Raw genomic sequence first — 25261 nt, 5'->3', positions numbered from 1 at the left:
GGTTCAATCCCTCAAGGTTGCCTGGAATCGCTCTTTTAATGCCGCAACGCAGTTGGCGACGGTTGCGGCAATCTCGTCTTCTTCGAGTGTCCGGCTGGTATCTTGCAAAATCAGGCTAATCGCCAGGCTCTTAAACCCTTCGTTTACGCCCTTACCGCGGTACACGTCAAACAAGTTTACGCCAACTAACTGATTTGCGCCAACTTTCTTACACTCTGCGATGATATCTGCAGCCGGGACGTTTTCAGCGACCACAACGGCAATATCACGGCGGTTGGCCGGGAAGCGCGAAACCTCGCGCGCATCAGGCAGGACGCGGTCTGCAACCTTATTCCAAAGCAGTTCAAACACTAAGGTGCGGCCGTTGAGATCAAGCTTACGCTCCAGTTCCGGATGCACTACACCGATAAATCCGATACGTTCGCCCTGTAAATAAATTGCTGCGCTCTGGCCCGGATGCAGGGCTGGATTCACTTCAGCACGAAACTCAATGGCGTCGAGCTTACCGGTCAACTCCAGCACCGATTCTAAATCACCTTTCAAATCATAGAAGTCGACGGTCTGACGCGCCAGATCCCAGTGCTCTTCAAAGCGGTTGCCACTCAGTACGCCCGCCAGCATAACATCCTGACGGATGCCCAGATCCGCTTGCGTATCCGGCACAAAGCGCAGGCCGCTTTCGAACAGGCGTACACGATTCTGCTGACGGTTCTGGTTATAAACCACCGCTGACAGCAGCCCGGTCCACAGGGAAAGACGCATTGCCGACATATCGCTGGAGATCGGGCTCGGCAGAATCAGCGCTTCTTCGCCCGGATGCAGCAACGACTGAATTTTCGGATCGACAAAGCTGTAGGTAATCGCTTCCTGATAACCCTTATCCACCAGCATCGCTTTGACGCGCTTCAGCGACAGATCCGCTTCACGATGCTGGGTCATCACCAGTTCAGCTTTCACCGGCACGTTAGGGATATTGTTATAACCATAAACGCGGGCAACTTCTTCCACCAAATCTTCTTCGATCGCCATGTCGAAGCGCCAGCCCGGTGCAACGGCACGCCACTCGCCTTCGCCTACGCTCACTTCACAGCCGAGCAGCTGCAAAATCTCCGTCACGCGGCTGTCTTCAATGTGATGACCAATCAGGCGATCCAGCTTTTCACGGCGCAACGTAATCCCGGCGCGTACCGGCAGTTTTTCCGGCACGCTGTTATCCACCACCGGCCCCGCTTCGCCACCGCAGATATCGAGCAGTAGACGCGTGGCTCGCTCCATGGCCTGATGCTGTAACGCCGGATCGACGCCACGCTCATAGCGGTGAGAAGCATCGGTGTGCAGACCGTGACGACGTGCGCGTCCGGTAATGGCCAGCGGCGCAAACCAGGCGCACTCCAGCAGCACGTTGCGCGTCTCATCATTCACGCCGGAATGTTCGCCACCAAAGATGCCGCCCATCGCCAGCGCCTTGTGGTGATCGGCGATCACCAGCGTGTCGCTGTCGAGCTTCACTTCGTTACCGTCGAGCAGCGTCAACGTTTCATCCTGCTGCGCCATGCGCACGACAATTCCGCCATCGATGCGATCCAGATCGAACGCGTGCATCGGTTGGCCCAGCTCCAGCAGCACATAGTTAGTGACGTCCACTACCGGATCGATAGAACGAATGCCGCAGCGACGAAGTTTCTCTTTCATCCACAGCGGCGTGGCGGCTTTAACGTTGATGTTTTTCACCACGCGGCTCAGATAGCGCGGGCAGGCATCCGTCGCATCAACGCGTACCGGCAGCGTGTCGGTAATGGTGGCAGCAACCGCAGCCATTTCCGGCACGTTCAGCGCGAGGCCATTCAGCACCGCCACGTCGCGTGCGATGCCGATAATGCCAAAGCAGTCGGCACGGTTCGGGGTGACGCTGATTTCAATGCTGTTGTCATCCAGCTGCAAATAGTCACGCAGATCGGTGCCGATCGGCGCATCCGCAGGCAGCTCGATGATGCCGTTATGATCGTCGCTAATGCCCAGCTCAGAGAAGGAGCAGAGCATCCCTTCTGAAGGCTCGCCGCGCAGTTTAGCCGCTTTAATTTTAAAATCGCCTGGCAGCACCGCGCCAACTGTCGCTACCGCCACTTTCAGGCCCTGACGACAGTTAGGTGCACCGCAAACGATATCCAGCAGGCGATCGCCGCCCACGTTAACTTTTGTTACGCGCAGCTTATCGGCATTCGGGTGCTGACCGCACTCCACGACTTCGCCGACTACCACGCCGTGAAAAGCGCCCGCAACGGGTTCAATGCCGTCCACTTCCAGCCCGGCCATGGTGATTTGATCCGCCAGGGCAGCGCTGTCAAGAGCCGGGTTTACCCATTCGCGTAACCAGAGTTCACTGAATTTCATTGGATAACCTGCCCTTATTTAAACTGTTTGAGGAAACGGAGATCGTTTTCGAAGAAAGCGCGCAGATCGGTTACGCCGTAGCGCAGCATGGTGAGGCGCTCCATGCCCATACCGAAGGCGAAGCCGGAGTAAACTTCCGGATCGATACCGACGTTACGCAGCACGTTAGGGTGCACCATGCCGCAGCCGAGCACTTCCAGCCACTTGCCGTTTTTACCCATTACGTCCACCTCAGCGGAAGGCTCGGTAAACGGGAAGTAAGAAGGACGGAAACGAATTTGCAGATCTTCCTCAAAGAAGTTGCGCAGGAAATCGTGCAGCGTGCCTTTCAGGTTGGTGAAGCTGATATCTTTATCGACAATCAGGCCTTCCATCTGATGGAACATCGGCGTATGGGTCTGATCGTAATCGTTACGATAGACGCGGCCCGGTGCGATGATGCGAATCGGTGGCTGCTGCTGTTTCATGGTACGGATCTGCACGCCGGAGGTCTGGGTGCGCAGCAGGCGCGTGGCATCAAACCAGAAGGTATCATGATCGGCGCGGGCCGGATGGTGTGCCGGAATATTCAGCGCGTCGAAGTTATGATAGTCATCTTCAATTTCCGGCCCGGTGACGACGGCAAAGCCCAGTTCGCCGAAGAAAGCTTCAATGCGGTCAATGGTGCGGGTTACCGGATGCAGGCCGCCGTTTTCTACGCGGCGTCCCGGCAGAGAAACGTCAATGGTTTCCGCTGCCAGACGCGCATTTAGCGCCGCTGATTCCAGCGTGTTTTTGCGCTCGTTCAGCGCTTCCTGTACCTGCTGCTTGGCTTCGTTAATCACGGCGCCCGCCGCCGGGCGCTCTTCCGCCGGCAGGTCGCGCAGGGTTGTCATCTGTAGCGTCAGATGCCCTTTTTTGCCCAGGTATTCAACGCGAACGTTATCTAACGCCGCAACATCCTGCGCATGTTCAATGGCTGCCCTGGCGTTGGCAACCAGCTCTGCGAGATGGGACATTGTTTCCTCTTCTTCCAGCCTAAGGCCGGGCGGTTTCAGGTGGGGACCAGAAGTCCATATCAATTCGCCTTAAAACAAAAAAGCCTCCACGAGGGAGGCTTTCAGCGCGATTTATCGTTTCTTTTCTTTGCGCACAAGCCCCCGACATTCAGGTGCTAAAGTAAAAAAAGAAACGGAAAATAGCGTACATGTCTGGTTTTACCTTATCGCTTGCGTTAACGGCTCTATTGAAATGCCAGCAGGCGGAAAAGTCAATCTTTTGCTACGGTTACAGATAATAAAAGAGGGAGCAAGCTCCCTCTTTCATCTGACTTACGCCAGCGCTGATTTCGCTTTTTCAACCAGTGCAGTGAATGCCACTTTGTCGAATACGGCGATGTCGGCCAGGATTTTACGGTCGATTTCAATGGACGCTTTTTTCAGGCCATTGATGAAACGGCTGTAAGAGATGCCGTTCTGACGCGCTGCTGCGTTGATACGCGCAATCCACAGCTGACGGAACTGACGCTTACGTTGACGACGGTCACGGTAAGCATACTGACCAGCTTTGATAACAGCCTGGAAGGCAACGCGGTAAACACGTGAACGTGCACCATAGTAGCCTTTAGCTTGTTTTAAGATTTTTTTGTGACGTGCGCGAGCAATGACACCACGTTTTACACGAGCCATGTTAGCTCTCCTGTTCTATATTCTGATGGAAAAAAATAACTTATGCGTACGGCAGGCAGGCAATTACCAGACCCAGATCGCCTTTAGACACCATGGCTTTCGGGCGCAGGTGACGTTTACGCTTGGTTGATTTTTTGGTCAGGATATGACGCAGGTTAGCGTGCTTGTGCTTAAATCCACCTTTACCGGTTTTTTTAAAGCGTTTAGCCGCGCCACGGACAGTTTTAATCTTAGGCATTTATAAAATATCCACTTCGCATTGTTAATAAAATGAACCAGACAGGCGAACAATAACCGCACAGCGCGAACGCTGCGCGACATTATTACTTGAAAGCCTACTGTTTCTTCTTGGGTGCGAGCACCATGATCATCTGGCGGCCTTCAATCTTCGAAGGGAAGGATTCGACCACTGCCAGTTCACTCAGATCTTCTTTCACGCGGTTAAGCACTTCCATACCGATCTGTTGATGCGCCATTTCACGCCCACGGAAACGCAGGGTGATTTTGGCTTTATCGCCTTCTTCCAGAAAACGAACCAGGTTGCGTAGTTTGACCTGATAGTCGCCTTCATCGGTACCAGGACGGAATTTAATTTCCTTAACCTGGATAACTTTCTGCTTCTTCTTCTGTTCCTTAGAAGATTTGCTCTTTTCATAGAGGAACTTGCCGTAATCCATTATACGACAAACCGGCGGTTCGGCGTTAGGGCTGATTTCAACTAAATCAACACCTGCTTCTTCAGCTTTTTCAATAGCTTCGCGTAAACTAACAATACCAAGCTGCTCGCCTTCGACGCCAGTCAGACGCACCTCGGTAGCACGGATTTCACCGTTAATACGATTGGGACGCGTCGGTTGAACTCGTTTTCCGCCTTTAATACCTTATTCCTCCAATTGATGAAGATTGCGGCTGCGTATTTCTTGCTGCAGCTTCTCGATCAGCACATCTACGTCCATCGACCCAAGGTCTTTACCGCGGCGGGTACGTACAGCCACTTTACCAGCTTCTACCTCTTTATCACCGCAGACCAGCATGTAAGGGACGCGACGCAATGTGTGCTCGCGGATTTTAAAGCCAATCTTCTCGTTTCTCAAGTCTGCTTTTACACGAATGCCCGCATTCTGTAGTTTTCGCGTTAATTCGTTGACGTAATCAGACTGCCCGTCGGTGATATTCATCACCACTGCTTGTACCGGTGCCAGCCAGGTTGGATAAAAACCGGCGTATTCTTCAGTCAGAATACCGATAAAGCGTTCCATTGAACCCAGAATAGCACGGTGAATCATTACCGGCACCTGTCGTTCATTATTTTCACCTACATACGATGCACTCAGACGGCCCGGCAAAGAAAAGTCGAGCTGAACGGTACCACACTGCCAGGCACGATCGAGGCAGTCATGCAGGGTAAATTCGATTTTCGGACCGTAGAATGCTCCCTCGCCCGGCTGGTAGTCGAACGGAATCGCGTTTTCTTCCAGCGCTGCGGCCAGATCCGCTTCTGCGCGATCCCATAGCGCATCGCTACCGATGCGTTTTTCAGGACGGGTAGAAAGTTTCACCACGATTTTTTCAAAACCGAAGGTGCTGTACATGTCGTACACCATTCTGATGCAGCTGTTTACCTCAGCGCGTACCTGTTCTTCCGTACAGAAGATATGGGCGTCATCCTGAGTAAAGCCGCGAACGCGCATCAGACCGTGCAGCGAACCAGAAGGCTCATTGCGGTGGCAGCTGCCGAACTCCGCCATGCGCAGCGGCAGGTCGCGGTATGATTTTAGACCCTGATTGAAAATCTGCACGTGGCCAGGGCAGTTCATCGGCTTAATGCAGTATTCACGGTTCTCAGACGCGGTGGTGAACATCGCCTCTTTGTAGTTTTCCCAGTGACCGGTTTTTTCCCACAGCACGCGGTCCATCATAAACGGACCTTTAACTTCCTGATACTGGTACTCTTTCAGCTTGCTGCGCACGAAGGTTTCCAGCTCGCGGAAAATCGTCCAGCCGTCGTTGTGCCAGAACACCATACCGGGCGCTTCTTCCTGCATATGGTAGAGGTCAAGCTGCTTACCGATCTTACGATGGTCGCGCTTCGCTGCCTCTTCCAGACGCTGTAAATAGGCGTTCAGCTGTTTCTTATCTGCCCAGGCGGTGCCGTAAATACGTTGCAGCATTTTGTTATCGCTGTTGCCGCGCCAGTAAGCGCCCGCAATTTTTTGCAGCTTAAAGTGGTGGCAGAAGCGCATATTCGGTACGTGCGGCCCTCGGCACATATCGATATATTCTTCGTGGTGATAAAGGCCAGGGCGGTCGTCGTGGCTGACGTTCTCATCGAGAATTGTCGTTTTATAGCTTTCGCCACGTTCGGCGAAGACGTCGCGCGCTTCCTGCCAGCTGACTTTTTTCTTCACCACGTCATAGTTGGTTTCAGCCAGCTCGTGCATGCGCTTTTCGAGCCGCTCGAGATCTTCCTGCGTCAGGGTATGATCGAGATCCACATCATAATAGAAGCCGTTATCGATTACCGGGCCGATAGCCATTTTAGCGTTTGGCCACAGCTGTTTCATCGCATGGCCCAGCAGATGCGCGCAGGAGTGGCGAATAATTTCCAGCCCCGCTTCATCTTTAGCGGTGATAATCGCCACGGAGGCGTCTTCAGAGATAGGATCGACCGCATCCACCAGCTCGCCGTTAACCCGACCGGCGATGCAGGCTTTCGCCAGGCCCGGTCCGATATCCTGCGCGATTTCCATTACGCTAATGGCACGATCGTAGCTGCGCTGACTGCCGTCAGGAAGAGTAATTACAGGCATTTCATATCCTTAAATGCAGTGGTAACCCACACGAAAGATTACATGCAAAATTGATTTTGAGTTAATTTTCAGCAATTCACCGACCAATACCAACCCACAATTGTCAGTTTGGCGCGCGGTCAGGCACGGACGTTCAACGTGACCGAACCGGTTGATTACTAAAGCGTGAATATCTTACACGCTTAAAGAGGGATATAAAACAGGTGAATAGTAAGCCGTTTTTCTTGCTGCAATTCGCCAACTATCGGTTGGCAGATGCTAACCCTGTCAGCCTTAGCCTGCCCGCCCTTCAACTCTTGCATAATGGTCTATGATTGTTCTCTGTACGCTGCCTGGAGCCGGGACAATCGGACACCGTTTCAATTTCGCCACGCTGAGTGGGCAGCCATCTCAGATAGCTGCCGCAAAAGCGCTGCCCCCGATGGCATCCAGATCGCGCTTACATCTATACGCTATTAAATCGCATCAGCGGAATAAATCCCGCGCGATGTCGTCCATTGCTCACTTCCGGATATAAAGAGGCAATTGAATGGAGTCCAAATCATTTGTGAAAAGTTGGGGTGCCGAATATCAGGCCGACGGTAGCGTTCGTTTTCGCCTTTGGGCGACCGGGCAGAAAACGGTAACGCTCAGGTTATCCGGCGAAGAAAAAGCGATGAACCCGATCGGTGACGGATGGTTTGAGCGACAGGTCTCCGGCGTTGCGCCCGGCGCGGAGTATCATTTTGTACTGGCTGACGGTATGACCGTACCGGATCCGGCGTCACGCGCCCAAAAGGCGGATGTCAACGGGCCTTCTCTGGTTATCGATCCCACCCGCTATCAATGGCGTAACACTAAATGGCAAGGCCGTCCCTGGAGCGATACCGTCGTTTATGAGATGCACATCGGCACCTTTACCCCGGAAGGCACCTTTCAGGCGGCGATTAAAAAGCTGCCATATCTGGCCGAACTGGGTGTCACCATGCTTGAGGTGCTGCCGGTTTCGCAATTTGGCGGTCAACGCGGCTGGGGCTATGATGGCGTATTGCTGTATGCGCCGCACGCCGCCTACGGCACGCCGGATGATTTTAAAGCTTTTGTGGATGCCGCCCACGATCACGGCCTCTCGGTAGTGCTTGATATCGTGCTTAACCATTTCGGCCCGGAAGGCAATTACCTGCCGCTGCTGTCGCCTGATTTCTTCCATAAAGAACGTATGACGCCGTGGGGCGCAGGCATCGCCTATGATGTAGAGGCAACCCGCAGCTACATTGCTGAAGCGCCGCTTTACTGGTTACAGGAGTTTAACCTTGACGGCCTGCGCTTCGATGCCATCGATCAGATAGAAGACAGTTCCGATCGCCACATACTGATCGAGATTGCCGAACGCATCCGCGCTGAGATTACCGATCGTCCGATTCACCTCACCACCGAAGATAACCGTAACGTTATCTTCCTGCACCCGCGCGATGAAAACGGCAACGCGCCACTGTTTACCGGCGAATGGAACGACGATTTCCACAATGCCGTGCACGTTTTCGCCACCGGCGAAACGCACGCCTACTACCAGGATTTTGCCAGCGCGCCGGAAAAACTGCTGGCCCGCACCCTGACGGAAGGCTTCGCCTGGCAGGGAGAGGTGTCACCGCAAACCGGCAAACCGCAGGGCGTCAAAAGCAGTGGTCAGCCGCCGGTCGCCTTTGTCGATTTTATTCAGAACCACGATCAAATAGGCAATCGCGCCCAGGGCGACAGGCTGATTACCCTGGCCGGATCCGCTCGCACCAAAGTTCTGCTCGCCATGCTGCTTTTCTCGCCACATATTCCCTTGCTGTTTATGGGCGAAGAGTATGGCGAAACCAACCCCTTCCTGTTCTTCACCGATTTTCATGGCGATCTGGCTAAAGCGGTGCGCGAAGGTCGGGCTAAAGAGTTTGCCGGTCACGCCGGGCATGAAGGCGAAAGCGTACCCGATCCTAACGCGCCGGAGACGTTTAACCGTTCAAAACTCGACTGGAACAAGCCTGAAAGCGAAGAAGGCAAAGCCTGGCTGGCGTTCACACGAGAACTGCTGGCGCTGCGTCAGCAACATGTCGTTCCGCTGCTGGCTACCGCAGGCGGTAACGCGGGCAGCGTGTTGAAAACCGCAACGGGATTTGTCGCCGTAAGCTGGCGCTTCCCGCAAGGAACGCTTTCTATGGCGATCAATATTGGCGAAAACGCCCAGCCGCTGCCGGAACTACCGGGCGAAACGATTTTTGCCTGGCCGCAGGCGAGCGCTGAACTGCCGCAAAACGCCATTATCGTCCGCCTTGCCTCAGGAGATGCATCGTGAATATTCCAACCGCAACCTACCGTATTCAGTTTCGCAACGGCATGACGTTCGATCGCGCCGCCGCGCTGGTGCCCTACCTTAAGCGGCTCGGCATCAGCCATCTTTATGCCTCACCGATCTTTACCGCTACCACAGGTTCAACGCACGGCTATGACGTTACCGATGCCAATGAGATCGATCCTTCCATCGGCGGACGCGCGGGCTTTGACCGCATGGTAAAGGCGCTCCAGCAGGCCGGGCTGGGGTTGATTCTGGATATCGTGCCGAATCATATGGCCGCCTCGCTGGAAAATGCGTGGTGGCGTGACGTGATAGAGCATGGATCGCAGAGCCGCTACGCCCACTATTTTGATATTGACTGGACGCGCCGCCTGACGCTGCCCTTTCTCGGCGATACCTTTGAAAAGGTACTGGAAAACGGCGATATCAGCGTACAGCGCGATCCGCAAACCGGTCGCCCCGCTTTCGCCTGTTACGAAAGCTTCTACCCGCTGACGCCGGAAAGCTGGCAGGGGCGCGAAGAGGAAGTCTTAGCGTTAACAGATGCCAGGGCGCTGTCTGAGCTGCACGATCAACAGCCCTGGCGTTTAATGTCGTGGCGTGACGCGCCGCGCGATCTCTCCTATCGCCGCTTCTTTGAGATTACCGGTCTGGTAGGGGTACGGGTTGAGGATAAGGCAGTATTCGATGATACCCATCGCCTGATTCTTGAACTGGTGCATTCCGGCGTAGTCGATGGACTGCGCGTCGATCACGTTGACGGCCTGGCCGATCCGCAGGCTTATCTGGCGCAGCTGCGCCAGCAGGCCGGGCCGGAGTGCTATATCACGGTAGAGAAAATTCTCGGCAAAGGCGAACAAATCCCCGAAGAGTGGCCGATCTCCGGCACCACCGGCTATGAATTTATCGAATCCCTTTCCGATGTGCTGGTGGATAACGATCAGCTCGGTGCCATGCGCAAAGCCTGGAATGAGGTAAACGGCAGGCAAGTCGATATGAAGGCCGAGCTGCGCGCCGCCAAGCTGCTGATGGCGAATAAAAACTTTGAAGGCGAGTTTACCCGTTTGCTGCATATCGCGCTAACGGTCGCTGAATCAGAAAACGTGGACCTGGATCGGGAGGCTGTCGCCACTGCGCTGCGCGAGCTACTGATCGCCTTCCCGGTTTACCGCACCTATGGCACCACAGCGGGTATGCGTACGGCGGATCGGGAGATGTTACAAAGCGTGGTTGACAGGGTAAAAGCCGGTGCCAATGCGCCCGATAGTGCAACGCTCGATTTTCTCACCCGGCTTCTGGCGGGCGATATTGCTGAAGACGCAGCCGCCGAAGCCGCAAACTTCCGCATCCGCTTCCAGCAGTTAACCGGCCCGCTAATGGCAAAATCGGTTGAAGATACGCTGTTCTTCCGCCAGAACATGGATCTGGCGCTGAATGAGGTGGGTGCCGAGCCGCTGCCGCGCACTTTCTCTATCAGCCGCTTTCATCGGGAAATGCAAACACGGCTGGAACGCCAGCCGGATGCGCTCTCCGGCACCTCAACCCATGATACCAAACGCGGTGAAGATGCCCGCGCCCGACTTTATACGCTGACCGAAGCGCCACAGCGCTGGGCGGAATGCGTAACCCGCTGGCGTCAAATAAACCAGGAAAAAGTGGTGACGCTGGAAGATGGTACGGCACCAAAACCGGCGGTCGCCTGGATGCTCTATCAGGCGCTGGCGGGCATCTGGCCAACCACGCTACAGCCGCAGGATCGGGCGGGCCTGAAAGCGCTGGAAGAACGCTTCCTGGAATTTACCGAAAAAGCGTTGCGTGAAGCGAAACAGCGCACCAACTGGGGCGACAGCAACGACAGCTATGAGAAGGCGGTGCTTAACTACGCCAGCCACCTGCTTTCTCCCGACAATACGCGTTTTCTGCAAGATTTTACCGCCGCGCTCCAGCCATTTATTCGTGCAGGCCTGGTGAACAGCCTGACGCAGACTATCCTGAAGCTAACGGCACCGGGCGTACCTGATATCTATCAGGGCAGCGAGGCACTTAATTTCAGCCTGGTCGATCCTGATAACCGACGCGATCCCGATTTTCCCGCGCTGGAACAGATGCTGGACGATGACAATATGTCGGCCATCACCGGTGAAGAAGGCTGGCGCAGCGGCGCGTTAAAACAGCGTATCGTCGCCCGATTGCTGCACCTGCGCCAGCAGCAGCCCGCACTGTTCCAGCGCGGTGACTATCTGCCGCTCAACGCAGTCGGCGAGCACGAAGAAAACGTTATCGCTTTCGCCAGGGTAGATGACGATGCGGCGCTGATCGTTATTGCTCCCCGTCTGGTGTTTAACGTTCTGCCAGATAACCTGGCGCAGCCACATCGTGAACACTGGGCGGGAACGGAGCTGGTGCTGCCCGAGCGACTCGCCAACCGCCGCTACCGCGACATGCTGAGCGGTGAAGAGCGCGACGTTACCGATCGTATTGCGCTGGAAACGTTCGATCGCTGCCTGCCGGTTTCTTTTTTAAGCATTTGATTTTATTGCTTTAACGTTAGTTAGCTATCGCTGCTCTCTGCGAAAACCTGAACATTCAATGGAGAAGAATGCATGTCAAACGGTAAGCCTTTTGAAATTACGGCGGGGTACAGTCACCTGCTTGGCGCCAACTTTGATGGCGAAGGCGTCAATTTCGCCATTTTCTCCGCCCATGCGGAGCGCGTGGAACTTTGCCTCTACGATCCGAGCGGGAAAAATGAGATCGCCCGCTTCGATCTGCCGGAATATACCCATGAAATCTGGCACGGCTACGTGCCGGGCCTGAAACCGGGCGCGCTCTACGGCTACCGCGTTCATGGCCCTTACGATCCTGAAAACGGCCACCGCTTCAACGCCAACAAGCTGCTTATCGATCCCTACGCGCGCGAGCTGGCAGGTGATATCGAATGGAACGAGGCGCATTTTGCTTACGATCTGCTGCATGAAGATAAAGACCTGACTTTCGACACGCGTGACAGCGCCCCTTTTACCCCGAAATGCCGGGTCATCGATCCCAACGCCGTTGACTGGCAGGATAATCATCGCCCCGCTATCGCCTGGCCGCGCTCAGTGATCTATGAAACCCATGTGAAAGGCTTTACCCAGCTCAACCCGGCGCTGCCGCCGGAACTGCAGGGCACTTTCGAAGGCATGGGCCATAAGGCATCGGTGGATTATATTAAAAGCCTCGGCATCACCTCGGTGGAGCTGTTGCCGGTTCACTGGTTCCCGGACGATCAGCATCTGCTGGATAAAGGGCTGAAAAATTTCTGGGGCTATAACTCACTCGGCTTCTTCGCCCCGGCCTCGCGCTATTACGGGCCGAATGGCATTCAGGGCTTCCGCGATATGGTGCGCTCATTCCATGATGCCGGTATCGAGGTCATCCTCGACGTGGTTTATAACCATACGGCAGAAGGCAACGAGCTTGGCCCGACGCTGTCGTTCAAGGGGATCGATAACTTCTCCTACTATCGCACCATGCCCGATCAGCACCGCTACTACATTAACGATACCGGTACCGGCAACACGGTTAACACCTCGCACCCGCGCGTGCTGCAAATGGTGATGGACTCGCTGCGCTACTGGGCGGAATCGATGCATGTCGATGGTTTCCGCTTCGATCTCGGCACTATTCTCGGTCGCGAGCCGGAAGGCTTTGACCAGCGCGGCGGCTTCTTCGATGCGGTGATGCAGGACCCGGTACTGTCGAAGGTGAAACTGATCGGTGAGCCCTGGGATATTGGCCCCGGCGGCTATCAGGTGGGTGGCTTCCCGCCGGGCTGGGCCGAATGGAACGATAAATATCGCGATACGGTGCGCGAATACTGGAAAGGCGATAACGTTTCTACCGATTTCGCCGCACGCCTGCTCGGTTCCGGCGATCTCTACGATCAGCGCGGGCGCCGCCCCTGGGCCAGCGTTAACTTTATCACCGCCCATGACGGCTTTACGCTCAACGACCTGGTGTCGTACAACGAAAAGCATAACGAGGCTAACGGCGAAGATAATAACGACGGTCATAACGATAACCGCTCCTGTAACTACGGTGTCGAAGGGCCAACCGACGATGAAGGTATCAACGCGGTACGTGAGCGGCAGAAGCGTAATTTTCTCGCCACTATTCTCTTCTCCCACGGCACGCCAATGCTGCTGGCAGGCGACGAGTTCGGGCGCAGCCAGATGGGTAACAACAACGGTTACTGTCAGGACAGCGAGATCTCCTGGGTACACTGGGACGATCTGCCGGAAAGCTGCGAGGCGCTGCGCGAGTTTACGCGTCAGGTCATCAAACTACGCGCCGAACAGCCGCTGCTGCGTCGGGAAAACTGGCGTGACGGCATGGATATCAAGTGGTTTAACGCCGGAGGCGGTTTCCAGCAGCCGGAACAGTGGGATGAAGGCTCCACGCTCGGCGTTTATCTCGGCCGTCCGGATTTGCAGCCGGAGGAAGGGATTTGGCATGATGTGTTGATGCTGTTTAACCCGTTTGAAGGCAATGTGCCGTTCCGCATTCCGCAGTTTGGCGAAGGCGGCTGGGTGCTGGAACTCACCACCTCTGACAGCGCAAAACGCGGGCTGGTGATCAATAAAGAGATGGATTTCGAACTGGAAGGACGCAGTATCGCCCTTTTCCGACGCCCTTAATATAACACGCGGGCGCTGCATCGGCGGCGCCCGCGCTTCGCTTAACGGTTACGATTTCTTATTGCTGCACAACCGATCCCACAATTCGTTATGGGTATTGATCGCCCTCACCGTGCGCGCATCCATCACTTCCGCATCGTTGCCGTGCGTATAAATCGGCTGAAACAGCGTGCAGGAAGAGTCCACGCTGGCGCGGTCAATCATTGACGTTGTATTTCGACTGGCGCAGCTTGTCACGAGCAGCAGCATCGCTGAGATTAGCGTTAGACGTTTCCACATTTTTTGCCACCTTAATATTTTCCGCCTGTTTATGCGCAACGACCTCTGCCTGACGCGTTTGTAGCTGGGCCGCCGCCACCTCTGCCTTAGCTCTCTCCTGCGTTTTACCGATCTTTTTTCCACCAAAGTAAGAGCCTGCGAGACCGACGATTACCGCCAGCCCTCCCAGTACCCAGCTCCAGCCCCCGGACAACAACGACATGACTTCGCTCATGATCAGGCCCTCCGCTCCCGCTTTTTCTTTAAAGCGTAGGCGGCAACCGTCGCCATGCAAGGCCTATGAAAATATTTTATTTGACAAACATTTAGCCGCTTCGCTTTGCCGGTCCCGCGGTTACGGTCTACCTTCAATGACATAACTTTACGAAAACAGGGATAACCCACAGGAAGTGGTTAACGCGCATGTCGTGATGAGAACACCCAATGAGCCAACACACCTGCACCATTATCTATAACGGTGAGCCGCTGCACGGCGATGCCGATATTCCGCTGATCGATTTTCTCCAGGCGCAGGGCAAAATATTGCCGCACGTCTGCTATCACCCGGCGCTGCCGCCGCTGCAATCCTGCGACGTATGCTGGGTAGAGCATCAGGGCGAACTGGTACGCGGCTGTACGCTGCGCAGCAAGGAGGGCCTGACCATCTCCAGCCGTCAGCCAGAGGCGCTGGCAGCGCAGGAAGAAGGCATGGATCGCCTGCTGGCGCGCCATGAGCTTTACTGCACGCTGTGTGAACACAATACCGGCGACTGTACGCTGCACAACACCGTCGCCGATATGCATATTCCGATTCAGTACTATCCCTACCAGCGCAAGCCTTATCAGAAAGATGAAAGCAACCCCTTCTATACCTACGATCCCGATCAGTGCATTCTGTGCGGGCGCTGCGTCGAAGCGTGTCAAAACGTTGAGGTCAACGAAACGCTCTCTATCGACTACAGCGCCGATCACCCGCGTGTGCTGTGGGACGGCGGCACGCAGATTGCCGGTTCCAGCTGCGTCAGCTGCGGTCACTGCGTTACCGTCTGCCCCTGCAATGCGCTGCTGGAAAAAACCATGCAGCCCAACGCCGGACCTTTTACCGCCATGCCGGAAGATCTGAAGCGGCCGATGATCGATCTGGTGAAAGCGCTGGAAAACACCATCGGCGCGCCGCCGATTACCGGCGTATCGCTGATGGATATGGCGATGCGCCAGAAAGAGATAAAAAAAACCAAAACGGTCTGCACCTACTGCGGCGTCGGCTGTAGCTTTGAAATGTGGACGCGCGATCGTCATATCCTCAAGGTACAGCCGGTGGTCGATGCGCCAGTCAACGGCATTTCCACCTGTCTGAAAGGCAAATTCGGCTGGGATTTCGTCAACAGCCCGCAGCGCCTGACCACGCCGCTGATCCGCGAACAGGGCCGCTTCCGCCCCGCCAGCTGGGATGAAGCACTGGACCTGGTAGCGCGGCGGCTGAAAGAGATCGCCGCGCAACACGGCGGCGACAGCATCGGTTTTATCGGCTCCAGCAAGGGCAGCAATGAAGAAGCCTACCTGACGCAAAAAATCGCCCGACTGATTTTCGGCACCAATAATGTGGATAACTCGTCGCGCTACTGCCAGAACCCGGCCACTCAGGGGCTGTTTCGCACCGTAGGCTACGGCGGCGATGCGGGCACGCTGGAAGATTTACAGCAGGCCGATCTGATCGTCATCGTTGGCAGCAACCTGGCGGAAAACCATCCGGTAATCGCCTCGCGCATCAAGGCGGCGCAGAAGCACAAGGGGCAGAAACTGCTGGTGGTCGATCCACGCATGAACGAAATGGCGGAGCGTGCCGATCTCTGGCTGCGTATTCGCCCCGGCAGCGACAGCCTTTGGGCCAGCGCCATGTCGCGCTATATGTTCGATCACGGCTATGCCGACACCGCGTTTCTTAATGACAAGGTCAATCAGGTAGAGGCGTATCGCGCCTCGCTGGCTCCCTACAGCCTGCACTACGCCAGCGAGCATACCGATCTTGCCGTCGGGCAGCTGATTGAGGCGGCAGAAATGATTGGTCAGGCGCAGCGCGTTTGCCTGCTCTGGGCGATGGGCATTACCCAGCACAGCCACGGTGCCGATACCAGCACCGCACTCTCTAATCTGCTGCTGGTTACCGGCAACTATGGCCGTCCCGGTACCGGTGGCTATCCGATGCGCGGCCATAACAATGTACAAGGTGCCAGCGATTTTGGCTGTCTGAGCAACGTCTATCCCGGCTATGAAAGCGTCACCGACGCGGCGGTACGGGAAAAATGGGCGCGCGCCTGGGGCGTTACGGCGACGGCACTCTCCGATAAGGTCGGCTCCGATAACTTTATGATGGTGCAACATGCTCATGAAGGTTCGCTGAAGGCGATGATGATTATCGGCGAGGAAACCGCGTTCTCCGATGCCGACGCCAGCAAAGTGCATGAGGCCTTCAGCAAACTCGATTTTATGGTGGTGCAGGATATTTTTATGAGCCGTACCGCCGAATTTGCCGACGTGGTGCTGCCCGGCTGCCCCAGCGTGGAGAAAGAGGGCAGCTACGTTAATACCGAGCGCCGCATTCAGCGCTTTTATGAGGTGATGCCGCCGCTGGGCGACAGCCGCCCGGACTGGCGCATTCTGACCGATCTGGCAGCGCGCCTCGGACATCCCTGGGATTACCGTCATCCGGGCGACATTATGGCTGAAGCGGCAAACATCGCCACGCTTTTCGCCGGGGTCAGCTATGCGCGTCTCAGCGGCTGGCAATCACAGCTCTGGCCGGTAAAAGCAGACGGCAGCAGCACGCCGCTGCTCTATACCGACGGTTTTAAATTCCCTGACGGCAAAGCGGTGCTGTGGCCTGTTGACTGGCAGCCGCCGCAGGAAGAACCGGACGAACAGTACGATCTGCTACTGAACAACGGACGTATGCTGGAACATTTCCAGTCCACTAACCAGACCGGACGCGGAGGTCGAATGTTCAACCTCTCGCCAAACTGGTTTGTTGAAATCAGCCCGCAGCTCGCCCGTGAACGGCAGCTCAGCGAGGGCGACTGGGTCAACATCGCTTCACGGCGCGGCGCGCTACAGGTGCCGGTTACCATCACTTCACGCGTGGCGGGAAACGTGCTGTTTATCCCAATCCACCACGGCAAACCCGGCATTAACAGCCTGACCGGCGATCACCACGATCCGGATGTCAACACGCCAGCCTATAAAGAGATCGCCGTGAGGATGCAAAAGCTGCCGCACCCGCCGCAGGCGGAGGTGCTGCCGCGGCAAAACTTCCGCCACGGCAGCCGTACCCCGCTGCCGCACCTGCCCATCGAAGAAAAGTGGCGGCAGGAAGGCTATACCCTGCCGCCTGAACACACCCAACACCCGGAGAAATTTTAATGGCTGAACGAATGAGCTACGAGGTGCCGCCAACCAAAACCGCCCCCGACGCGCATGACGCGCTGCACGAGTTGCTGCAAAGCCTGCACCACCACGGCTTTTTACGTCTGGCCAACGATGTGGTCTCCGCCAATACCCAGATCGCTAAGGTGCTGGTGGACGGCCTGAATAAGCCGGGTTCGCAGAATGCGATGCAAAACCTGTCGGCACTGCTGATGGCGCTGGCGGATATTCCGCCGGGTGAGTTTTATAAGACGATTTCTGCCGTTAAGTCAGCGCTGAGTGCGGTCAATCACCATACGCAAACCCAGCAGCAACATGACGTGGCACCGGGCGTCAGCGGCACCTGGAAACTGCTGCATGATGAAGATCTCTGGCACGCGGTAATGCCGCTAGTTGCCGGACTGAAAGCCTTTGCCAGCGCGATGGAACAGCCAGCGCCGGAGAAACCGATCAGCGCCTTCAGCGGCAAAGACAGCCATGCCTGATACCGAGCTGACGCTGCTGCTCTCCCGCGCCCAGTTTGCGATAACTATCGGCCTGCACATTATCCTGGCAGGTTTTAGCTTCGGCCTGTCGCTGTGGCTGACGATACTTGAAGGGCTTTGGCTGTGGCGTAAACAGCAGCGTTATCTCGACGTCTATAACTTCTGGTTGAAGATCTTTGCGCTGAACGTGGCGGTCGGCGTGGTTTCCGGCGTGGTGATGGAGTTTCAGTTTGGCACCAACTGGGCCCCTTTTATTGAGCGCGTCGGCGGGCTAATCGGCCCGCTGATGTTCTACGAAGTGCTGGTCGCCTTCTTTCTGGAAGCAGGCATGGTGGGCGTAATGATGTTCGGTATGGATCGCATCGGCCCGCGCCTGCATTTTATGGTGACGGCGCTGGTGGCAGTGGGCGCGCTGATCAGCGTGTTCTGGATCATAGCCGCCAACGCCTGGATGCAAACGCCCGCCGGGTTTGTGCTGGATGAGCAGCAGCGTTTCCAGCCACAGAGCTGGCTGGCGATTATTTTTACCCCTTCTTTTCCCTGGCGGCTGGCACATATGACGCTGGCGATGCTGATCGGCACCGCTTTAATGGTAGCGGCGGTGGGCGCATGGCAATTGTTGCGCAACGAGGATAACGGGCGAGGAAAGCTGATGGCTTCAATGAGCCTGTGGGGGCTATTGTTCCTGACGCCGCTTCAGGCGCTGATCGGCGATCTGCATGGTGAAAATACGCTGCGCTATCAGCCAGCAAAAATTGCCGCCGTCGAAGGCGACTGGCAGCGACCGCCGCCGGGCCAGGGCGAGCCGTTGCGTCTGTTCGCCCTGCCCGACCAGCAGCAACAGCGCAACCGCTGGGAACTGGCGATTCCTGATATCGGCTCGCTCTATCTGCGCCATAACTTAAGCGGTCAGATAAAAAGTCTCAGCGAGTTTCCGCCGCAGGATATCCCGCCGGTTGCCCCGCTATTTTTTGCCTTTCGTCTGATGGTTGGGCTGGGCATGTTAACGATCGCCGTTAGTCTGGCGGCGCTGGTGCAGCGGCTACGCGGGCGTTTGTGGCAAACGCGCTGGCTGTTAAAAACGGTGGTGTTAATGGGGCCGGCAGGCTTTATCGCCATGCTCGCCGGTTGGGTCGTTACCGAGATGGGGCGGCAGCCCTGGACCGTTTACGGTCTGCTGCGTACCGCCGACAGCGTCTCACCGCTTGATAGCAGGCTGGTCATCGCCTCCGGCTGCGCTATTTTGTTCATCTACGGCCTGGTCTTTTTTATCGGCCTGCGTTATCTGCTGCGCTATGCCAATCGCACCATTGAGGTCGGTGAGGCTGGTCCGGCACCGGAAATGGATCCTTCAGGAGATAAATCGTGATTGCCCTGTCGCTGGCTGATATTTCTGCCGCCACGCTGGCGGTCTCGCTGCTGCTGTACCTGCTGCTGGACGGCACCGATCTTGGTGTCGGTATGCTGCTGTTCTGTTTTCGCAACGCCGAATCACGTCGCCGCCTCACCGCCACTATCCTGCCGATCTGGGACGCCAATGAAACCTGGCTGGTGCTGCTGGCGGGCGGCATGCTGGCGCTGTTTCCTGTGGCCTACAGCACGCTGTTTAGCGCCATCTATTTACCGCTGTTTATTATGCTGCTGGCGCTGGTGATGCGCGCCGTGGCGCTGGAGTATCGCGGTCATGTTAATCAGCGCTGGCACCGTGCGCTGGATAAACTTCACCAGCTTAGCTCGCTGATTGCCGCTTTTATTCAGGGCGCGCTGGTCGGTTTGGTGGTGAGCGGACAAACTGAATCCGGGCCTTTTGCCTGGCTGTCGCTCTATCCGGCGCTGTGCGGCCTGGGGCTGATTGCGGCTTATCTGCTCTGCGGCTGCTGCTGGATTCAGTGGCGTATCAGAGGACCGGAGGTCGTGCTGGCGCACCATTTGGCCTGGCTGTTTCTGGTACTCAGCCTGGCGCTGCTGGTGGCGATTAATATGCTGGATAATCGTGCCCTGCTCCAGGCCTGGCAGCGTCTGCCGGGCCGGATAGTGCTGCTGCTGACGCTGCTGACGCTGGCAGCTTTGCTTATCGCCATGGTACGCAGACGCCCCATGCTGTCGCTGATGCTGGCGTTAAGCCTGATAACCTTATGTTGGGGATTGCTGATTATCGGCCTCTATCCCTGGATACTGCCGGGCAAACTGACGATTCAACAGGCCGCCGCTGCGCCAGCAACGCAGCTATTTCTGCTGAGCGGCTACGCGCTAATCCTGCCGGTCACCCTCGCCTATAACAGCTGGGCCTTCTGGGTATTTCGTGCCAAAGTGCGCTAGTTTCGCCGTAGCTGTACTAATATGCTGCATGTTAACGCTATGAGAGGCATAATCTTTCTCCCGCTGAGAACACTAAGGAAAAGATATGCTCACTGGCCCATACGTTAATGGTGCTGCGATAATTATTGGCGGTTTGCTCGGTGCGGTAGCAGGTCGCCATATTCCGGAACGCATTAAAACGGCTCTGCCGCTGACCTTTGGACTCTGTTCAATCGGTCTCGGTATCAATCTGGTGGTCAAAGTAAACTATATGCCCGCCGTGGTCATCGCCATGGTACTCGGCGCGGTCATTGGTGAGCTGTTTTGGCTGGAACAAGGCGTCGGTAAAGCTGCGGGGTTGACACGTGGCCTGGTTAACCGCTTTCTACCGCCGGTAAAAGGTATCGGTGCCGAGAGCTTTACTGAAAATTTCGTCGCGATTCTGGTACTGTTTTGCGCCAGTGGAACCGGCATCTTTGGGGCGATGCATGAAGGAATGACCGGCGATCCCTCCATTCTGTATATTAAAACGGTGCTCGATCTGTTTACCGCTGCGGTTTTTGCCACCATGCTGGGCTATGCGGTGATCGCTATCGCCGTTCCACAGGTGCTGATACAGGTAGGGCTGGCGATGCTGGCGGTGGTCATCTTACCGCTGATCTCGCCGGCGATGATGGGCGATTTTTCCTGTGCGGGCGGCCTGATTATGATTGCGGCTGGCCTGCGCATCTGCAACATCAGGCTGTTTCCGGTGGTAAATATGCTGCCTGGCCTGTTCCTGGTGATGCCCTGCTCTTACCTGTGGGCCACGCTGGTCAGTTAACCTGCTAAAGAAAACGGGCCGCGACTGGCGGCCCGTTCTGCTCACATTGCGTAAGAAAGCAGAATCTGCGTTTTGGTATCGGTATGTTCCGAGGCCGACTCCGGCGGATTATTATTCCAGGTGACGTTGTACGCCAGCTTCAGCGCGAAGTGCGCATTGATCGCGACCTGCAGGCCGGTTTCAGAGTTAACGGTAGTGTTATCGTTAAAGCTGCTCAGCACCGATACGCCCTGAATAAATTTGGTAGTATCGGTCAACTGCCATTGGTAGCTCAGTGCGCCGTAGCCCAGCCCCTGAGTTTCAGAACCGCCGTCATGGAAATCGTCATAGCGCACGCCTGGACCCAGTTCCACGCGCAGCAAGTGCACCGGACCATTCAAAACCTGGCGTCCATAACCTATCGCCAGTACATCACGGGAATCATAGCCGTTAAAGCGATCGCTGAGCCAGCTCGCCTGACCAAACAGATAGTCATTAGCGTTCATGTTATAGCGGGTGCGTCCACCGATCTGATAGGTTTCGGAAGAGCGCTCATCGTTGGATGACGTGTTAGCCGCATTGCCCCATAAACTGTAGGCAGTATTTGGCTGATACCATGTCATATTGGTCTGGGCAGTTAACGAGGAGCTGGTGGTGTTCCCGGTTTGCGCCAGGTAGCCCGCCGCCGCGTTACCTTCAAACGGCTTTTTTGCCGTAGAGGGATCGTCCATGACGGTAAAAACGTTATTATCCGCTAAAGCCTGGTGACAAAACGCGCTGGCGGAAAGCAGCAGCGCAGCAGACAGCTTATTAAGCACTTTCATTATTGTGTGATCCGTACGACAGTTTTAAAAAAAGAAGAGTCTGAAGCGTTTTACGCGCCGATCAACGCCATTTAGCATAAATATTGTAAACAGGCGTTAAAAAGCCCATACGCTGATAAACAAACTGATAAAAATCGCTCTGAATGGGATTCTTCTGATTAACGGCGCGCATTATAAAGGCGTACTGAAAGACTTAAAAGCAGACGAAAATAAATATTTTTCTGATGAATAAGCAAATATAAAGCACGCCGTTGGCGTGCCTTACGCGATCAGTTTTGCGGGGCCTGCGCTGCCAGTACGCCCTTTCCTTCCGGAATAGTGGTAAAACGCGTGACAATTTGATGCCAGCTGTTTGCCGGATCGAGCTGGGTGAATGTCTGCGGATAAATAAATTTCGCCAGATATTCGAGGCCGACAATATTCCATGGATGATTATAAAAGTTGTGATAAATGCCGTAAAAACGTCCGGCTTTAATGGGCTGTAGCTCAGCAAAGCCGGGGCGCTGTTTCATATGGTTAAACGCGTTATCGACCTGCTGCTGCGTCACGCCATAGCCAAAGGGAATCGCCGCGTTATTTTTACTCGCCCACTGTGAACCAGAAACAATATACGCGTCCGGCTTCATGGCGATCACCTTTTCCAACGCCACATCACCGGTTGCGCCCGGCAGTAGTTCAGAGCCGAGGTTGATAGCGCCTACCGCTTCCACCATCGATCCCCAGCCAACGTGCGCATGGGTAAAACAGCAGGACTCCAGTCCGGCCAGACCCGCTTTGGCCTCAATAAAGACGCGTGGCTTTGGCGATACGTCACGCACCTTCTCCTGAATGGCCTGATAGTGCTGCTGATAAAAGTCGGTGTACTGCTGTGCTTCCTGCTCACGGTTTAGCGCCTTGCCCATCAGAGTAATACTTTGCGGCGCATCCCTGACCGGGTTTTCAAAGGTATCGATAAACATGACCGGAATATTTAACTGACGCAGCTTTTGCAGCACGCCGGTTTCGGTAAGCGAAGGCTTAGATCGCAGCTGGGCAATCATCAGATCGGGACGCTGGGCGATAACGCTTTCCAGGTTAACCTCCCCTTTGTCGCTAAAGCCCATATCGGTGATATGGCTGGCCTGTGGCCATTTGCTCAGCATCAGCTGCCAGGTTTGCCCGTCGCTTTTTTTCAGCAGGTTATTCCATGCCACGATACGCTGGAAAGGATTGGCGCGATCCAGCAGCGCCAGCGCGAGAATATCCCGTCCATCCTGTACCACAATGCGTTCAGGCTCCTTATTCAGGGTGATGCTCTGCCCGTCGAAATCGGTTAGCGTAACGGGATAGCGGGTAGCGACCGCCGGGGCGGAAGCCATCAGCATCAGAACCGGAACAGAAAATTTTATCGCGCGATGCACATCGTCTCCTTGTTACAGGTGGGCCTGTTATTAATAAGTTATATCGTTGGCAGACAGATAGTAATGATAATTAATTGCATTAGCAAACCCGTTTTAGGGCTGATTCGCCCCTTGCGCCTGCATGGACTAAGCTAAAAATGCGTTCGGGAACAACAGGCTGGATTTGCACATGACGACTGTGGCCTGCCACACGGTTACTTTTTTACCGACTTAACCCTGAATGGCGCTGTGAAGATTATCAGGCAGTTGCAGCCACATTATTCCTGACGACGCTTCCAGCCTGTGCGCTCGCGCTGATTTTGTATGAAATTTGCGCGTTACAATGATCATTACACAGCGAAGATGAGGATAACCCCATGTGGTCAGCCATAAGTCGTCTGTTGAGTGAGCAGTTAGGCAACGCAGAAATCAGCCTGCGCACAGAGCTACCGGGTGGCGAAATCCACGCCGCCTGGCGTCTGCGCTATGGCGGGCAATGGATATTTGTAAAAAGCAACGGCCCGGAGATGCTACCCGCCTTTACCGCAGAGGCGGATCAGCTGGCGTTGCTGGCACGCAGCCAGACGGTACGGGTGCCGCATGTCTATGGCATCGGCAGCGATCGTGATTATAGCTTTCTGCTGCTGGAATATATTCCCGCACAGCCGCTGGATGCGCAAAACGCCCGCCGGTTAGGAGAGCAGCTGGCGCGCCTGCATCAGTGGAGCGAACAGCCGCAGTTCGGCCTCGATTTTGATAACAACATTACCACCATGCCGCAGCCCAACAGCTGGCGTCGCCGCTGGTCGCGTTTCTTTTCCGAGCAGCGCATCGGTTGGCAATTACAGCTGGCTGAGGAGAAAGGCATTCGCTACGGCAACAGCGATCTGATTATCGATTGCGTACAGCGCGTGCTGGCCAGCCATCAGCCGCAGCCTTCGCTACTGCACGGCGATCTCTGGCCGGGCAACTGTGCGGGCAGCGACAGCGGACCCTGGATCTACGATCCTGCCTGCTACTGGGGCGATCGCGAGTGCGATTTAGCCATGCTGTCACATTTCCCCACGCTGCCGGATAAAATTCTGGAGGGCTATCAGTCGGTATGGCCGCTGCCTGCCGGATTTGCCCAGCGTCAGCCGGTTTATCAGCTTTATTATCTGTTGAACCGCGCTAACGTTTTTGGCGGCGGCTGGCTGAAAGAGGCGCAGCTGGCGGTGGAACGCCTGCTGGAGCTGGATGATTTACGGCAGCATCGGGCCTGAGTTTCAGGCCCGTTGTTCGTATCAGATCAGGCCCAGCAGCGACAGGACGAAATAGCCAGCAATGGCAATAATTACCGGCAGTACATACAGCGGAAAAATTTGCAGAAAGAGAGTATGGCGCGGCACGACGATCTTCTCTTCGAGCTGCTGGCGGCTGCGTCCTTCGTCGCCTTTCGCCTGCTCCAGAATCAGCATATCCTCCACGCCCTCTTTCAGATGACGTGACTGCCGCCACATCCGCGCCCCGGATGCCTGTAGCGCCAGGCCGACAAAAATCAGAATGTAAATCACCCAGAAACCTATATTGCTGCCGCTATGGAAATTCGGCACCGGCGAATTTCGCCAGAAAAAACCGAGAAACGGCGTGTTAAAGCGGATCATATCGATCATCACATGCATAAAATCGAGCAGGACGGCATCAATACCGGGCCGTTTTCCGCTGTGCTGAAACATAAATCCCAGTAGTGAGATCAGCGTTGAAATCAGCGCCGGAATAAAAATAATCCAGCCAGCCACGCGTTTGATGATGGCAACACGGCCAGCCTGTTGATAAGTCATGGGTTCTCCTTGTACCTGTTGTCTGGCTGTAAGTCTACCTGCTGTCAGGGAAATCTGCCTGAAAAAAAGCGTTGGCAATGGCTATTATCCTGGCGAGACATACATACCTGT

Annotated in this window: 20 protein-coding genes; 9 read left to right on the top strand and 11 right to left on the bottom strand. The window is 55.5% G+C overall.

From position 1 onward, the window contains the following. Positions 1 to 3: 3 nt before the first annotated feature. The 6 genes from pheT to thrS all read right to left on the bottom strand — a co-directional run bounded on the left by pheT (position 4) and on the right by thrS (position 6868). Positions 4 to 2391, bottom strand: a complete 2388-nt coding sequence (gene pheT, locus C7M51_RS05740; RefSeq protein WP_160620901.1) for a phenylalanine--tRNA ligase subunit beta — start codon at positions 2389 to 2391, stop codon at positions 4 to 6. A gap of 14 nt (positions 2392 to 2405) precedes the next feature. Beyond that, positions 2406 to 3389: a phenylalanine--tRNA ligase subunit alpha gene (gene pheS, locus C7M51_RS05735; RefSeq protein ID WP_160620900.1), complete on the bottom strand. Its 984-nt coding sequence runs from the start codon at positions 3387 to 3389 to the stop codon at positions 2406 to 2408. Positions 3390 to 3701: 312 nt separating this feature from the next. Beyond that, positions 3702 to 4058: a 50S ribosomal protein L20 gene (rplT, locus tag C7M51_RS05730; RefSeq protein WP_010616241.1), complete on the bottom strand. Its 357-nt coding sequence runs from the start codon at positions 4056 to 4058 to the stop codon at positions 3702 to 3704. 40 nt (positions 4059 to 4098) lie between these two features. After that, positions 4099 to 4296, bottom strand: coding sequence for a 50S ribosomal protein L35 (rpmI, locus tag C7M51_RS05725; RefSeq protein ID WP_038626362.1), 198 nt, complete (start codon positions 4294 to 4296; stop codon positions 4099 to 4101). Between the two features lie 97 nt (positions 4297 to 4393). Next, positions 4394 to 4936: a translation initiation factor IF-3 gene (gene infC, locus C7M51_RS05720; protein WP_160623582.1), complete on the bottom strand. Its 543-nt coding sequence runs from the start codon at positions 4934 to 4936 to the stop codon at positions 4394 to 4396. Positions 4937 to 4939: 3 nt separating this feature from the next. After that, complete coding sequence (thrS, locus tag C7M51_RS05715; protein WP_160620899.1) at positions 4940 to 6868, bottom strand: threonine--tRNA ligase; 1929 nt, start codon at positions 6866 to 6868, stop codon at positions 4940 to 4942. Positions 6869 to 7397: 529 nt separating this feature from the next. Between thrS and treZ the strand changes: the two genes are divergently transcribed. The 3 genes from treZ to glgX all read left to right on the top strand — a co-directional run bounded on the left by treZ (position 7398) and on the right by glgX (position 13864). Next, positions 7398 to 9185, top strand: coding sequence for a malto-oligosyltrehalose trehalohydrolase (gene treZ / locus C7M51_RS05710; protein ID WP_160620898.1), 1788 nt, complete (start codon positions 7398 to 7400; stop codon positions 9183 to 9185). Then, the gene (gene treY / locus C7M51_RS05705; protein ID WP_160620897.1) at positions 9182 to 11716 is read left to right on the top strand and encodes a malto-oligosyltrehalose synthase; all 2535 of its coding nucleotides are present in this window, start codon (positions 9182 to 9184) and stop codon (positions 11714 to 11716) included. Before treZ ends, treY begins: the two co-directional genes overlap by 4 nt. Before the next feature lie 72 nt (positions 11717 to 11788). After that, positions 11789 to 13864: a glycogen debranching protein GlgX gene (gene glgX, locus C7M51_RS05700; protein WP_160620896.1), complete on the top strand. Its 2076-nt coding sequence runs from the start codon at positions 11789 to 11791 to the stop codon at positions 13862 to 13864. Between the two features lie 48 nt (positions 13865 to 13912). Here the strand turns inward: glgX and C7M51_RS05695 are convergent, their stop codons facing one another. Both C7M51_RS05695 and C7M51_RS05690 read right to left on the bottom strand, forming a co-directional pair. Next, the gene (locus C7M51_RS05695) at positions 13913 to 14068 is read right to left on the bottom strand and encodes a hypothetical protein (RefSeq protein ID WP_160620895.1); all 156 of its coding nucleotides are present in this window, start codon (positions 14066 to 14068) and stop codon (positions 13913 to 13915) included. Then, on the bottom strand, positions 14061 to 14357 hold the full coding sequence (locus C7M51_RS05690) for a hypothetical protein (RefSeq protein ID WP_160620894.1): 297 nt from the start codon (positions 14355 to 14357) through the stop codon (positions 14061 to 14063). Before C7M51_RS05690 ends, C7M51_RS05695 begins: the two co-directional genes overlap by 8 nt. A 209-nt stretch (positions 14358 to 14566) precedes the next feature. Here C7M51_RS05690 and fdhF point away from each other — a divergent pair, with 209 nt between their 5' ends. From fdhF to C7M51_RS05665, 5 genes are all read left to right on the top strand, one after another. After that, positions 14567 to 17539 carry a formate dehydrogenase subunit alpha gene (gene fdhF / locus C7M51_RS05685; protein WP_160620893.1) on the top strand — a complete coding sequence of 991 codons (2973 nt, stop codon included), beginning with the start codon at positions 14567 to 14569 and terminating at the stop codon, positions 17537 to 17539. Continuing rightward, complete coding sequence (locus C7M51_RS05680; protein ID WP_160620892.1) at positions 17539 to 18027, top strand: helical membrane plugin domain-containing protein; 489 nt, start codon at positions 17539 to 17541, stop codon at positions 18025 to 18027. Before fdhF ends, C7M51_RS05680 begins: the two co-directional genes overlap by 1 nt. Further along, positions 18020 to 19396, top strand: a complete 1377-nt coding sequence (locus C7M51_RS05675; RefSeq protein ID WP_160620891.1) for a cytochrome ubiquinol oxidase subunit I — start codon at positions 18020 to 18022, stop codon at positions 19394 to 19396. The genes C7M51_RS05680 and C7M51_RS05675 overlap by 8 nt, the downstream gene beginning before the upstream one ends. After that, the gene (locus C7M51_RS05670; RefSeq protein ID WP_160620890.1) at positions 19393 to 20346 is read left to right on the top strand and encodes a cytochrome d ubiquinol oxidase subunit II; all 954 of its coding nucleotides are present in this window, start codon (positions 19393 to 19395) and stop codon (positions 20344 to 20346) included. Before C7M51_RS05675 ends, C7M51_RS05670 begins: the two co-directional genes overlap by 4 nt. A gap of 85 nt (positions 20347 to 20431) precedes the next feature. After that, positions 20432 to 21148 (top strand): DUF554 domain-containing protein, encoded by a 717-nt coding sequence (locus C7M51_RS05665; RefSeq protein ID WP_160620889.1) that lies wholly within the window; start codon positions 20432 to 20434, stop codon positions 21146 to 21148. Positions 21149 to 21189: 41 nt separating this feature from the next. On the opposite strand, the gene C7M51_RS05660 is transcribed toward C7M51_RS05665, so the two are convergent. Both C7M51_RS05660 and C7M51_RS05655 read right to left on the bottom strand, forming a co-directional pair. Next, on the bottom strand, positions 21190 to 21951 hold the full coding sequence (locus C7M51_RS05660; RefSeq protein WP_160620888.1) for a DUF481 domain-containing protein: 762 nt from the start codon (positions 21949 to 21951) through the stop codon (positions 21190 to 21192). Between the two features lie 269 nt (positions 21952 to 22220). Beyond that, the gene (locus C7M51_RS05655; RefSeq protein ID WP_160623581.1) at positions 22221 to 23315 is read right to left on the bottom strand and encodes an ABC transporter substrate-binding protein; all 1095 of its coding nucleotides are present in this window, start codon (positions 23313 to 23315) and stop codon (positions 22221 to 22223) included. Positions 23316 to 23707: 392 nt separating this feature from the next. Between C7M51_RS05655 and C7M51_RS05650 the strand changes: the two genes are divergently transcribed. After that, positions 23708 to 24592, top strand: coding sequence for a fructosamine kinase family protein (locus tag C7M51_RS05650; protein WP_160620887.1), 885 nt, complete (start codon positions 23708 to 23710; stop codon positions 24590 to 24592). Positions 24593 to 24613: 21 nt separating this feature from the next. Here C7M51_RS05650 and C7M51_RS05645 read toward each other — a convergent pair whose 3' ends face one another. Next, a complete protein-coding gene (locus C7M51_RS05645) occupies positions 24614 to 25150 on the bottom strand; it encodes a YniB family protein (protein ID WP_160620886.1) in 537 nt (178 codons plus the stop codon). Positions 25151 to 25261: the final 111 nt, after the last annotated feature.

Source organism: Mixta intestinalis (assembly GCF_009914055.1).
Taxonomy (GTDB): domain Bacteria; phylum Pseudomonadota; class Gammaproteobacteria; order Enterobacterales; family Enterobacteriaceae; genus Mixta; species Mixta intestinalis.
Note: the sequence above shows the minus strand (reverse complement) of the source record. Positions and strands in the feature narration are given on the sequence as shown.

Excerpts from the sequence above, each read along its gene's own strand:
- pheT (WP_160620901.1), bottom strand. The coding sequence starts at position 2,391 with ATGAAATTCAGTGAACTCTGGTTACGCGAATGGGTAAACCCGGCTCTT.
- pheS (WP_160620900.1), bottom strand. The coding sequence starts at position 3,389 with ATGTCCCATCTCGCAGAGCTGGTTGCCAACGCCAGGGCAGCCATTGAA.
- rplT (WP_010616241.1), bottom strand. The coding sequence starts at position 4,058 with ATGGCTCGTGTAAAACGTGGTGTCATTGCTCGCGCACGTCACAAAAAA.
- rpmI (WP_038626362.1), bottom strand. The coding sequence starts at position 4,296 with ATGCCTAAGATTAAAACTGTCCGTGGCGCGGCTAAACGCTTTAAAAAA.
- thrS (WP_160620899.1), bottom strand. The coding sequence starts at position 6,868 with ATGCCTGTAATTACTCTTCCTGACGGCAGTCAGCGCAGCTACGATCGT.
- treZ (WP_160620898.1), top strand. The coding sequence starts at position 7,398 with ATGGAGTCCAAATCATTTGTGAAAAGTTGGGGTGCCGAATATCAGGCC.
- glgX (WP_160620896.1), top strand. The coding sequence starts at position 11,789 with ATGTCAAACGGTAAGCCTTTTGAAATTACGGCGGGGTACAGTCACCTG.
- C7M51_RS05695 (WP_160620895.1), bottom strand. The coding sequence starts at position 14,068 with ATGATTGACCGCGCCAGCGTGGACTCTTCCTGCACGCTGTTTCAGCCG.
- C7M51_RS05690 (WP_160620894.1), bottom strand. The coding sequence starts at position 14,357 with ATGAGCGAAGTCATGTCGTTGTTGTCCGGGGGCTGGAGCTGGGTACTG.
- fdhF (WP_160620893.1), top strand. The coding sequence starts at position 14,567 with ATGAGCCAACACACCTGCACCATTATCTATAACGGTGAGCCGCTGCAC.
- C7M51_RS05680 (WP_160620892.1), top strand. The coding sequence starts at position 17,539 with ATGGCTGAACGAATGAGCTACGAGGTGCCGCCAACCAAAACCGCCCCC.
- C7M51_RS05675 (WP_160620891.1), top strand. The coding sequence starts at position 18,020 with ATGCCTGATACCGAGCTGACGCTGCTGCTCTCCCGCGCCCAGTTTGCG.
- C7M51_RS05665 (WP_160620889.1), top strand. The coding sequence starts at position 20,432 with ATGCTCACTGGCCCATACGTTAATGGTGCTGCGATAATTATTGGCGGT.
- C7M51_RS05660 (WP_160620888.1), bottom strand. The coding sequence starts at position 21,951 with ATGAAAGTGCTTAATAAGCTGTCTGCTGCGCTGCTGCTTTCCGCCAGC.
- C7M51_RS05655 (WP_160623581.1), bottom strand. The coding sequence starts at position 23,315 with ATGCTGATGGCTTCCGCCCCGGCGGTCGCTACCCGCTATCCCGTTACG.
- C7M51_RS05650 (WP_160620887.1), top strand. The coding sequence starts at position 23,708 with ATGTGGTCAGCCATAAGTCGTCTGTTGAGTGAGCAGTTAGGCAACGCA.
- C7M51_RS05645 (WP_160620886.1), bottom strand. The coding sequence starts at position 25,150 with ATGACTTATCAACAGGCTGGCCGTGTTGCCATCATCAAACGCGTGGCT.